The 11,238-nt window shown below is 69.1% G+C and carries 12 protein-coding genes and 1 pseudogene; 6 read left to right on the forward strand and 7 right to left on the reverse strand.

The window, feature by feature from the left end; all coding sequences use genetic code 11:
• Positions 1–19: 19 nt before the first annotated feature.
• A complete protein-coding gene (locus STSP_RS34045; RefSeq protein ID WP_067284895.1) occupies positions 20–1,039 on the forward strand; it encodes an aldo/keto reductase in 1,020 nt (339 codons plus the stop codon).
• A 258-nt stretch (positions 1,040–1,297) separates the two neighbouring features.
• Here the strand turns inward: STSP_RS34045 and STSP_RS34050 are convergent, their stop codons facing one another.
• Positions 1,298–1,531 (reverse strand): hypothetical protein, encoded by a 234-nt coding sequence (locus STSP_RS34050; protein ID WP_067284896.1) that lies wholly within the window; start codon positions 1,529–1,531, stop codon positions 1,298–1,300.
• Between the two features lie 133 nt (positions 1,532–1,664).
• Between STSP_RS34050 and STSP_RS34055 the strand changes: the two genes are divergently transcribed.
• Positions 1,665–3,143, forward strand: a complete 1,479-nt coding sequence (locus STSP_RS34055) for a glutamate-cysteine ligase family protein (RefSeq protein WP_067284897.1) — start codon at positions 1,665–1,667, stop codon at positions 3,141–3,143.
• A gap of 23 nt (positions 3,144–3,166) precedes the next feature.
• Positions 3,167–3,325: a hypothetical protein gene (locus STSP_RS39440; RefSeq protein WP_157902970.1), complete on the forward strand. Its 159-nt coding sequence runs from the start codon at positions 3,167–3,169 to the stop codon at positions 3,323–3,325.
• Here STSP_RS39440 and STSP_RS34060 read toward each other — a convergent pair.
• From STSP_RS34060 to STSP_RS34075, 5 genes are all read right to left on the reverse strand, one after another.
• Entirely contained in the window at positions 3,307–3,684 is a 378-nt protein-coding gene (locus STSP_RS34060; RefSeq protein ID WP_067284898.1) for an STAS domain-containing protein, read from the reverse strand. The genes STSP_RS39440 and STSP_RS34060 overlap by 19 nt on opposite strands.
• An 88-nt stretch (positions 3,685–3,772) precedes the next feature.
• Positions 3,773–4,114: an Hsp20/alpha crystallin family protein gene (locus STSP_RS37915; RefSeq protein ID WP_078067732.1), complete on the reverse strand. Its 342-nt coding sequence runs from the start codon at positions 4,112–4,114 to the stop codon at positions 3,773–3,775.
• Positions 4,105–4,485, reverse strand: a complete 381-nt coding sequence (locus STSP_RS34065) for a hypothetical protein (protein WP_067284909.1) — start codon at positions 4,483–4,485, stop codon at positions 4,105–4,107. The genes STSP_RS37915 and STSP_RS34065 overlap by 10 nt, the downstream gene beginning before the upstream one ends.
• 50 nt (positions 4,486–4,535) lie before the next feature.
• A complete protein-coding gene (locus tag STSP_RS34070) occupies positions 4,536–4,967 on the reverse strand; it encodes a J domain-containing protein (protein ID WP_157902971.1) in 432 nt (143 codons plus the stop codon).
• A 152-nt stretch (positions 4,968–5,119) separates the two neighbouring features.
• Positions 5,120–6,550, reverse strand: coding sequence for a lipase maturation factor family protein (locus tag STSP_RS34075; protein ID WP_067284900.1), 1,431 nt, complete (start codon positions 6,548–6,550; stop codon positions 5,120–5,122).
• A 306-nt stretch (positions 6,551–6,856) separates the two neighbouring features.
• Here STSP_RS34075 and dnaK point away from each other — a divergent pair, with 306 nt between their 5' ends.
• Both dnaK and grpE read left to right on the forward strand, forming a co-directional pair.
• Positions 6,857–8,734, forward strand: a complete 1,878-nt coding sequence (dnaK, locus tag STSP_RS34080; RefSeq protein ID WP_067284901.1) for a molecular chaperone DnaK — start codon at positions 6,857–6,859, stop codon at positions 8,732–8,734.
• Positions 8,731–9,468, forward strand: a complete 738-nt coding sequence (gene grpE, locus STSP_RS34085) for a nucleotide exchange factor GrpE (RefSeq protein WP_067284902.1) — start codon at positions 8,731–8,733, stop codon at positions 9,466–9,468. Before dnaK ends, grpE begins: the two co-directional genes overlap by 4 nt.
• A 233-nt stretch (positions 9,469–9,701) precedes the next feature.
• Here the strand turns inward: grpE and STSP_RS34090 are convergent, their stop codons facing one another.
• Positions 9,702–10,328, reverse strand: a complete 627-nt coding sequence (locus STSP_RS34090; RefSeq protein ID WP_067284903.1) for an ArsR/SmtB family transcription factor — start codon at positions 10,326–10,328, stop codon at positions 9,702–9,704.
• Between the two features lie 482 nt (positions 10,329–10,810).
• Between STSP_RS34090 and STSP_RS38945 the strand changes: the two are divergent.
• Positions 10,811–11,238, forward strand: a pseudogene (locus tag STSP_RS38945) (hypothetical protein); the annotation flags it as partial.

The following is an 11,238-nucleotide window of genomic DNA, read 5'->3' on the forward strand; positions in this document are numbered from 1 at the left end:
CGTGAGGGAGAACACAGCTGTGCGCTACCGACTCTTCGGCAGGACCGGGCTCCGCGTCTCCGAGTTATTTCTGGGTGCGATGACGTTCGGTGAACAGGGTGGCGCCGGCGCCCCGCCTGAGGAGTGCCGCCGCATGCTTGACCTGTACGCCGACGCGGGAGGCAATGTCGTCGACACCGCGGTCAACTACCGTGGCGGTGAGAGCGAGACGATCCTCGGTGAACTCATCGAGGGCCGCCGAGACCGCTTCGTCGTTGCCACCAAATACACCATCTCCCGGGACGGAAGCGACCCCAACGCCGCAGGAAACCACCGCAAGAACCTCACCCTGTCCCTGGAGACCAGCCTCCGGAGGCTGCGCACCGACCACATCGACGTGTACTGGGTCCATCTGTGGGATCGCCACACGCCGATCGAGGAGACCATGCGGGCACTCGACGACGCCGTCCGCGCCGGCAAGATCCTCTACACAGGCATCTCCGACGCGCCCGCCTGGGTGGTCTCGCGCGCCAACACCCTCGCTGAATGGCGCGGCTGGACTTCCTTCGCCGGGCTTCAGGTCCCGTACAGCCTGCTCAACCGCGACATCGAGCGTGAGCTGCTGCCCATGGCCGAGGCGTACGGGATGACGGTCGCCGCCTGGAGTCCGCTGGCCGGAGGAGTGCTGTCCGGCAAGTACACGCGGCCGGGCGGCGCCGGGACGGACACCCGCTTCGCCGCCGACGCGCTCGGCGAGCGCGAACACGCCGTCGCGCGGGCCGTACAGGAGATCGCCGACGAGCTGGGCATCACGGCCTCCCAGGCCGCGATCGCGTGGACGCGGGCACGCTCGGCCGCGGTGCACCCCATCATCGGGGTCCGCAACGCCGAACAGCTCAAGGACAACCTCGCCGCCCTCGACGTGGATCTGCCGGAGGATGCGGTTCGGCGCCTGGATGCGGCCACCGGCTTCCGGCGCGGCTTCCCGGCGGATTTCATCGCCGAAACAACGCCATGGGTGTTCGGTGAAGCATCCGCGCGCGTCGACGGGCGCCCCTGAGCGCAGCCGCGCGGTTGATCATCCGCCGCTTCCGTGTTCCGCCGCCTGCGTCGTCAGCGGTCCTGGTGTGGTGTGAGCAGTTCGGCGAAACAGGCCGGTTGCGTAGGACGAGTTCGTCGTATGAGCCCTGTTCGGTGCTGTTCGGTGATCCGTCCCTGTGCCATCGCGGTGATCCGGCCCGGCATGGTCGTGGTGGTGAGCCGATGCGTCTGGTGCTGTTCGCCGGCGCCAGCACGGGCGCCGGCGAACAACGGGCGCTCAGCCGGCGAGCGGCAGGGCGGTGCGGACCGCAGGCGAGAGCAGTTCGGCAGCCATCGCTTCGCCGGTGTCCGCGTCGACGACGGCGACCCGGAGGGCAGGCTCAGCCGTCGTGTCCGTGCTCGCCGTCGCGTCGAGCGCGAAGAGCATGGCGACCGGCCGGGCCGCGCCGCCCTCCTCGTACACGCCGGTGAACTGCAGAATGCGCCAGCCGTCCTCGTCCCAGTGGTCCACAGGCCCGCTTTTGGTGCGCGCATGACAAAAGCGCAGGGACCCCGTAAACGACGGCTCCGCCTCGTCAGTGCTGCCCGGGGGTGGGATTCTGGTGGGGTAGTGACGTGTCCGCCGAGGAGACTCGGGAGGGCCGATGGGACGGGATGTCCCGGCACTGGTGTTCACGCGTGAGGACCGCCGCCAGTACCGGATCAAGATGCAGGAGTGCCTCGACGCGTTCGCGCAGATGCTGCGCGAGTCACGGTTCGAGGCGGAGCGGCCCCAGGTCGGCTTGGAGATCGAACTCAACCTGGTGGACGCCGAAGCCGAGCCGGCCATGCGCAACAGCGACGTGCTCGAGGCGATCGCGGACCCCGCCTGGTCCACCGAGCTGGGCCGCTTCAATCTGGAGATCAACATTCCGCCGCGCCGTCTGACGGCCGGCGGGCCCGACGCGTGGGAGGGCGAGATCCGGGGCGCCCTCAACCACGCCGACGAACGCGCCGCGACGGTCGGCGCCCACCTGATCATGATCGGCATCCTGCCCACGCTGAGCCAGGCGGACGTCGGCGAGGCCGCACTGTCCGAGAACCCGCGCTACCGGCTGCTGAACGAGCAGGTGTTCGCCGCCCGCGGCGAGGATCTGCGGATCGAGATCGACGGTACGGACCGGCTGCGGACCTACGCGGACACCATCACCCCCGAGGCCGCGTGCACCAGCACCCAGTTCCACCTCCAGGTGTCCCCGGAGGAGTTCGCCGGCTACTGGAACGCGGCGCAGGCCATCGCGGGGGTCCAGGTGGCGCTGGCCGCCAACTCGCCGTTCCTGTTCGGAAAGGAACTGTGGGACGAAACCCGTATCACCCTCTTCGAGCAGGCCACCGACACCCGCCCGCAGGAGATCAAGGTGCAGGGTGTGCGGCCCCGGGTGTGGTTCGGAGAGCGGTGGATCACCAGCGTCTTCGACCTTTTCGAGGAGAACGTGCGCTACTTCCCGGCGCTGCTGCCCCTCTGCGACGAGCAGAGCCCCAAGGAGACGCTGGAGCGGGGGGACATCCCCGAGCTGTCCGAGCTCACCCTGCACAACGGCACGATCTACCGCTGGAACCGCCCCGTCTACGCCGTCGCGCACGACAAACCCCATCTGCGGGTGGAGAACCGCGTTCTCCCCGCGGGCCCGACGGTCGCCGACACCCTCTCCAACGGCGCCTTCTACTACGGGCTCACCCGAGCCCTGGTGGAGGAGGACCGGCCGGTCTGGTCACGGATGTCGTTCTCGGCCGCGGAGGAGAATCTCCACACGGCGGCGCGGCACGGCATCGATGCACGGCTGTACTGGCCCGGTATGGGCGAAGTCCCGGTGCCCGAACTCGTCCTGAGGCGTCTGCTGCCGCTCGCACACCGGGGCCTCGAGCAGTCGGGAATGGACGCGGCCTGGCGTGAGCCGCTGCTCGGCATCATCGAGCAACGGTGCGTCACCGCGCGCAACGGCGCTGTATGGCAGAGGGAGATGTACCACCGTATCGACGACCTGTCCCACGTCGGCCACCACGAAGCGCTGCGGCGCATGACGCAGCAGTACATCGACTACATGCATCTGAACGCACCCGTCCACACCTGGCCTGTCGACTGAGGCAGGGCGCTGAGATGCCCGGCGTGCAGATCCCGTTCCTCAGGCGACTCGACGCGCCGGGCGTGGTGGTGCCGGGCCGCTCGGTCGGCGGGCAGCGTCGCTCCTCGCGCCGGGTGATCGGCCAGGTGGCCGAGGTGGTGGATGGTGCCGCAGACGTAGTCGCTCAATGGCCGGTTCGCTGATCATCGGCTCCCCTCCTGGACGGGAACACGGCCTGGGTGACGGTGTCGTAGACGGGAATCAGCGTCGTCAGCTCGGTGATCCGCAGCAGGCGCCTGATCGGTCCCTCCGGGCAGACGAGTCGAAGCTGCCCGTGGCGCTGCCGGGCCTCGTGGGAGGCGGCGACAAGGACGCTCAGACCGCTGGCGTCGCAGAAGTCCAGCCCTGAGAAGTCCACGACGACCCGTGCCGGATTGTGTGCGGCGAAGACGTCGTCGAGGTGGTCGCCCAGCTCGTCCCGGGTGGTGATGTCGATCTCGCCCGTGACCTCGACGACCTCCCATGTGTCTCGGCGGTGGGAGGAAATCTTCAGTGGCTCCATTGCTGCCCCTCCCTCACCCGGAACCCTGAGCCCCGCGGCTCCACCCGGGCGCGCGGGTGGATCGACGGTGGCCCCCGGCCGTTGGCGATCAGCCGGCGATCTCCTTGGTCTCGTCACCGCGGCCGATCTCGATCTTGCGGGGCCTGGCCTCCTCTGCCTCCGGGATACGGACCGTCAGGACGCCGGCGTCATAACTCGCCTCGACCTTGTCGAGCGACAGTGTCTCGCCCAGGAACAGCTGCCAGCGGAACACCCGTGCGGCCGTTAGTCCACGACCATCTCTACGCCTTCCGTGTCGGGAGGTACGGCGCTCCGCCTGCACGGTCAGGACGTTCTGCTCGAGGCCAGATCGATGGAGCCTTCCGGCTGCCTTCTCTAGCGGTTCATATACCGCTTTCCGGGCATATTGACAAGCACTGCCTAGGGCCACTGTGGGGCAGCTCCCCGCTCCCGCGCGGCGGTACGGATGGCCGAGGCCGCGGCCTCGGGGTGGGGGTCCGAGACCACGAGACGCGCGAAGGGTGACAGCGGCCCGAGATCCACACTCACCACCGGCCTGGGCATCCGCATGACGGCGAAGTCGCGTCCCCGAGGATGCCTGCGCACCCCCACGAAGTAATTCCCTGGCAGCCATACGGCGGTCTCGGGTTCCCCGCGCAGGGCACGCCACCAGTCCTCCATCACGGCCACGTCCTCGACGGCGGCCAAGGGCACCCGTAGGCGGCGCCGACGTGCACCGAGACGCTCCGCCGCGGACAGGCGCACCACCAGGTCGTCCCCCTTGACCTGCAGCCGTGCCACCGCTGACACCCCCTGGACGCCTGGCCCGAAGGGCAGGAGGGTCCTCCTCCTCACCACCGCATGAGCCACTGCCACAGCAGACCCCAGGGATCGGGGAAGTACGACCCGGGGGCGCTGTCCTCGTACGACCCGACGGCGCTGTCCTCGTCGTACGACCGCCGCGTCGTCCTGACTCTGACCTGGATTCTCACCGGCTGGCCGGGCCGGCCTTGTGGCCGAGCTCGGCCGGCGGTGCTCGCGGCAGCGCGGGCCTGCTCGGCGTCGTACGCCTCCCGCAGGACGGGATCGTGGAGTGTGCCGTAGGCGGACACCACCTCCGCGAAACGCTCGCCGGTGCCTTCCTGCCCCGGGTTCGCGTCGGGGTGGAGCACGCGGACGAGCTTGCGGTACGCCGATGTGATCTGGCCGCCTGAAGCGGTCGGCTCCACGCCGAGCACCGCGTAGAGGTCCTGCCGGGGGTCTGGTGTTGCGTGGCCCGCCACTGGGCTCACCTCCCGGACGTCCACCAGACGCATGACTGGCCAAACAGCGGCCAAACAGGGAGAAAACCCTCTCGAGACATGGGATAAAACGTGCTCAGTACGTTGTCAAGGACGCATGGGGAGGAAGGCGCCCGGTCGTCAGGGCCCCTTGGTCACGGGGGCCCCTTGGTCACGGGCGGAAGGTAGGCGCCCACCAGAGTGCGCTCCCACCAGGCGTGGGTCTTCCGCAGGGTGTGCCGGTCGGTGAAGCGGTAGCTGTAGAGCTGGGCGCGGATGTAGGTGGGCGGTGTGGTGGGGAAGGGGTTCCCGCGCAGGAGCTTGAGGGTGACCGGGTCGTTGTCGAGAAGCCGGCCGATGAACGGCGCGAACCAGGACAGGGCGTAGAGAGGCGAGAGCGCGGCGAACCACATCTGCCAGTCGAGCCGCAGGTGGTACGGGGCCACCTGAGGCGCCAGCCTGCGCACGGCGCCCGGCTTGCCCTTGAAGCGGTACTCCTTCCATACGGTGCTGTCGGTGATCTCCGGCTCGTCCGTGCCCTCGATCACGACCTCGTAGCGGTCCCGGCTGATGCTGCCGAAGGCGCCGTAGGTGTTGACCAGGTGGAGCGGGTTGAACGAGAAGTTCATCATCTGGCGGCGCGAGAGCAGGTTGCGGACCGGCCAGTAGCTGAGCACGGCCACCAGGACGGTGACGGCGAGCACCACGCCCACGTACCACGCCGGTGTGGCGGGGAAGGCCGGAGGATCCGGCAGTGGCAGGACCTCCCTGGCGTATCCTCCGTCGATCGCGGGCAGCGCGAGCACGATGGTCAGCCAGTTCAGCCAGGCGAAGTTGCCGGACGCGATCAGCCACAGCTGCGTGACGATGATGAATCCGGCCGCCACACTGGCGACGGGCTGCGGCGTGAGCAGCGCGAGGGGCGCGCCGAGCTGCGCGACGTGGTTGGCGGCGACCTCCACGCGGTGCACAGGCCGGGGCAGGCGGTGGAAGAACCAGCTGAGCGGGCCCGGCATCGGCTGGGTCTCATGGTGGTAGTAGAGGCAGGTCAGATCGCGCCAGCACCGGTCGCCCCGGATCTTGATCAGCCCCGCGCCGAACTCCAGCCGGAACAGCAGCCAGCGCAGCAGCCACAGCATCAGGACCGGCGGCGCCGTGCGCTCGTTGCCCAGGAAGATCGCCAGGAAACCGGCCTCGAGCAGCAGCGACTCCCACATGTAGGCGTACCAGGTCTGCCCGACATTGACGATGGACAGGTACATGAGCCACAGCGCAGCCCACATCAGCATGCAGGCCCACAGGGGGACGCGGTCGGCCGCTCCGGCGGCGAGTGCGGCGGACAGCGCCACACCCGTCCAGGCCACCAGTGCGAAGAAGCGGTCCGAGTAGTGGAGATGGAAGATGCTGGGCGACTGCCGGACGCGGACGGCCGCCACGAACCGCGGCACGGGAAGCAGCCCACGCTCACCGATGAGCGCCCGGAACTGGTTGAGCGTGCTGAGGAACCCGACGAAGTACAGGGCCGCCAGGCCGCGCTGGAAGCCGAGCCTGCCCAGCCAGTAGTCGGCGTCCGTGAACCACTCCACAGCACTCCTCCTGGAGCGGCATCGCTGCCCACGGGAGCCGGAGACCACCCGCCAGGACGACAGTTCCCCGTGGGCATGTCGGCATTCGACGACTCGGGTACCCGTGGGGCGTCTGTACACGCTGCGCCCGCTGCGGGCCGGGAGGCAGGCCGGGCCGCAGGTCGTCGGTCTGCCCTGGTCATCGCGGGTTTGCCCCTCGCCACACAGGTTCCCGCTAAGGATTCTTGACTTGAGGCGACTCAGGATTTACCACGGTGTGTGAAGAGTGTCTGCTGCCGCAGGTGTGCGTGGAGGAGGAGATCTGACATGGCACGGGCAGTCGGTATTGACCTCGGGACGACCAACTCCGTGGTGAGCGTGCTGGAGGGCGGCGAGCCCACCGTCATCACCAACACCGAGGGCGCCAGGACCACGCCGTCGGTCGTGGGCTTCGCCAAGGGCGGCGACGTGCTGGTCGGCGAGATCGCCAAGCGCCAGGCCGTGACGAACGTGGAGCGCACCGCCCGTTCGGTGAAGCGCCATATGGGGGACGCGCAGTGGCGCTTCCCGGAGACCGGCAGCATCGACGGCAAGAGGTACACCGCCCAGGAGATCTCGGCCCGGGTGCTGCAGAAGCTCAAGCGGGACGCGGAGGCGTACCTGGGTGAGGACGTGACGGACGCGGTCATCACCGTGCCCGCGTACTTCAACGACTCCCAGCGCACCGCCACCAAGGAGGCGGGCGAGATCGCCGGGCTGAAGGTGCTGCGGATCATCAACGAGCCGACGGCGGCGGCGCTCGCCTACGGTCTGGACAAGGAGAACGACCAGACGATCCTCGTCTTCGACCTGGGCGGCGGCACCTTCGACGTGTCTCTCCTCGAGATCGGCGAGGGAGTGGTCGAGGTCAAGGCCACCAACGGCGACACACACCTCGGCGGCGACGACTGGGACCAGCGGATCGTCGAACACCTGGCCAAGCAGTTCAAGAACAACTACGGCGTGGATCTGTCCAAGGACAAGATGGCCGTCCAGCGGCTGCGCGAGGCCGCCGAGAAGGCGAAGATCGAGCTGTCCGCGGCGACCGAGACCACCGTCAACCTGCCGTACATCAGTGCCTCGGCCGAGGGCCCGCTGCACCTGGACGAGAAGCTCACGCGCGCCCAGTTCCAGCAGCTGACCGCCGATCTTCTGGAGCGGTGCAAGGGCCCGTTCCACAACGCGGTCAAGGACGCGGGGATCAAGGTCTCGGACATCAACCACGTGATCCTGGTGGGCGGTTCGACGCGGATGCCGGCGGTGACCGACCTGGTGCGGGAGCTGACAGGCAAGGACCCGCACAAGGGCGTCAACCCGGACGAGGTCGTCGCCGTGGGCGCCGCGCTGCAGGCCGGTGTGCTCAAGGGTGAGGTCAAGGACGTCCTGCTCCTCGACGTCACGCCGCTGTCGCTCGGTATCGAGACCAAGGGCGGCATCATGACCAAGCTCATCGAGCGGAACACGACCATCCCGACCAAGCGGTCGGAGATCTTCACGACGGCCGAGGACAACCAGCCGTCCGTGCAGATCCAGGTCTTCCAAGGCGAACGGGACATCGCGGCGTACAACAAGAAACTCGGCATGTTCGAGCTGACCGGTCTGCCGCCCGCGCCCCGGGGTGTTCCGCAGATCGAGGTCGCCTTCGACATCGACGCCAACGGCATCATGCACGTGTCGGCCAAGGATCTGGGTACCGGCAGGGAACAGAAGATGACCGTCACCGGCGGCTCCGCGCTGCCGAAGGACGACATCGACCGCATGGTCCGGGAGGCCGAGCAGCACGCCGAGGAGGACCGCCGCAGGCGCGAGGCCGCCGAGACCCGCAACCAGGCCGAACAGCTCGTCTACCAGACCGAGCGGCTGATCAGGGACAACCCCGGCAAGATCCCGGACGACGTCAAAACCGAGACGGAGACGGCGCTGGCCGAGCTGAAGGAAACGCTCAAGGGAGAGGACACCGCGGCCATCCGCACGGCCACCGAGAAGGCGGCAGCGGCCGCGCAGAAGATCGGCAGCGCCATGTACGCCCAAGCCCAGGGCGCCCAGGGGCAGGCGTCCGAGGCTCAGGGCGGGGCCTCCGGCACGGGATCGACGGGCGCGGAAGAGGACGTCGTCGACGCCGAGATCGTCGATGACGAGCAGCATGCGAAGGGAGGCACGGGATGAACGAGCCGCGCGATCACCAGCCCAAGAACCGGCCGGTCTTCGTCCGGGACAAGCGGCACATCGATCCGGTGACCCTCCAGCCCCGGTACGGGGGCGCCGGCGGCGACTCCGCCGAACCGGCGCCCTCCGCCGGCCCCGGTCTCACGGGCGGGCCCGGGGATCCTGCCCGGAGCTGGCCCACGGTCGACCGGCCGCCCGCCGCATCTGCGCAGCCGCAGCCGCAGTCGAGCGGACGGACGGAGAAGAGCGATCAGACGAAGGGGAAGGAGCGGACGGAGACCGACGAGCTCCGCGCACAGCTCCAGGAACGCACCGCGGACCTGCAGCGACTGAAGGCCGAGTACGACAACTATCGCAAGCGTGTGCAACGCGACCGCCTGGCTGTCCGCGAGATCGCCGTGGCCAACGTGCTCGCCGGGCTCCTGCCCGTACTCGACGCGGTCCAGAACGCCGACGAGGCGGGCGAAGTGACGGGCGGCTTCCGCCTCGTCATCGACGCGCTCGAGCACGAGCTCGCCGCGCTCGGCCTGGAGTCGTTCGGCCGCGAGGGGGAGAGGTTCGACCCCGCCCTGCACGAGGCCGTCTCCTACGACCACTCGAACCGGGTCGACCGGCCCGTCTGTGCCGCCGTCCACCGTCCCGGCTACCGCGTCGGCGGTCACCTCCTGCGTCCCGCCCAGGTCACCGTGGCCGAACCACCGCCGAAACCGCCCGGAGAGCAGCCGGGCGCGTGACGTCTTCCGCCAACTCGTCTGGTGCTGTGAGGTTTTGCTGTGAGGTTCTCAGCGCGCCGCCCGCAGAGCCCGCCCGTCGTTTCCGACTTGTTCGAGTCCAAGGCGTGCTGGCGGCGCCAAGGCGACCTGACGCCTGCACGGCTACGGCTGCCGACAGGTGATCTGACGCGAGCACAGGTGCGCCGAAGCCAGGTGATCTGACGCCTGCACAGATCCGGACAGTCGCGGATGCCTCAGGGGGACCGACGGGCATCGCTGTCGGCGTCCGGCTGCGGCGGAGTCGACCCGTGCCGGCCACTGTCGTCGGGCGTCGGAAACGCGTTGAACAGCACGGTGATGTGGCGGCTGCCGGGTGACGCCTGATCGGGTTCGCGGTGCCAGCGCGCGAGAAAAGCGATGTACTCCTCGGTGAACCGGGCCAGTTCCTCGGCGGTCAAGGTGGTGCCGCCCAGTGAGTGCAGGGCGGCGGCGCCGAACTCGCCGTACGCCTCGGGAGTGCCCAGGAAGGCGGCCAGGTCGTGCTCGGCGCGCTCCCAGCACTGGTGCCCGATCTCCTGGGCCGCGGCCGCGGCCTCGGCGTTCGCCGCCCGGTGGGGGAGCCGGACGTCTTCCGGCACGGCGCGCCAGTACTTGCGCCGGCCCGTCGATCGGGCGGTGTCCTCCTGGATGAAGCCGAACCGCGCGAGTTGGCGCAGGTGATAGCTGGTGGCCCCGCGGTCCGCGCCGAACTCGGCGGCCAGGTCGGCGGAGGTGGCCGGTCCGCCCCGCTGCAGTCGGGTGAGCATCTGCTGCCGGAGGGGATGGGCGAGTCCCTTGAGCGCCTTGGCGTCCGAGACGTCGCGCCGCTGAGTCTCGTGCATGACGAGAAGGTATCAATGCATAGAAGCCTTCTCAATCACGCCGCAACGGGCAAATCTGACGTGGGATCGCGTATGACGCAACGCCCCTTTTTAGCCGATTTCTCCAGTAGTTGACGTTTTGCCGGTTATCTGCCTAGCGTGAGGACACGAGGCGATCCGTTGGGCTTCCTGCCAAGGCCGTACGGAGTCTCGAAGGCCGGTCGGCACCGTGACCGCGTGCCGCGGTCCGGTCGGAGGGGTGGCGTCGCGGAAGTACGGCCTGCCGCGAAACGGCGGTGAGCTGCGAGGGTCCGGCATCGAGCCACACGTCCACAGCCGTACATCAGGTGGCCTTTTGCCGCCTGCGCGGGCTGGGCGGGGTGTCGGGCAGGGCCGTGAGCGTTTTCCCACGCGTGTCAGGTCCCCGTGGAGGGCCGGATGCGGGCTGGACCTGGATGTTCCGGGATCAGCGACAAATCATCTCCCCCTGAGAGGCAAGCATCATGAGTGCAATCCTGTCCAGGTTCGGGCGCCTGGCTGCCGCGCTGTTCGCCGCGGTCGCTCTGGCGTTCACCGGTGCCGGCGTCGCCGGCGCCGCTGACTCGGATGCGCATCACGATTCGGGTTACTCCGACCACGACAAGGGGCGTGGCGGGGACGACGATGACCGCGGCCACGACAAGTGGTGGGGTGGTTACGACAGCGACCGCGACCACGACAACGGGCACGGCTACTGGAGCAACTACGACGACGATGACAACGGCCGTGGCGGCGGCTACGGCGGCCACGATGGTGGCGGCTACGGCGGCGGTCACGGCGGCGGTCACGACGGTGGCGGCCACGGTGGCGGTCACGGCGGTGGCGGTCACGGTGGTGGCGGCGGCCACGGCGGTGGCGGCGGTCACGGTGGCGGCGGCGGTCACGGTGGTGG

This window comes from Streptomyces jeddahensis, from assembly GCF_001642995.1.
Classification (GTDB): Bacteria; Actinomycetota; Actinomycetes; order Streptomycetales; family Streptomycetaceae; genus Streptomyces; species Streptomyces jeddahensis.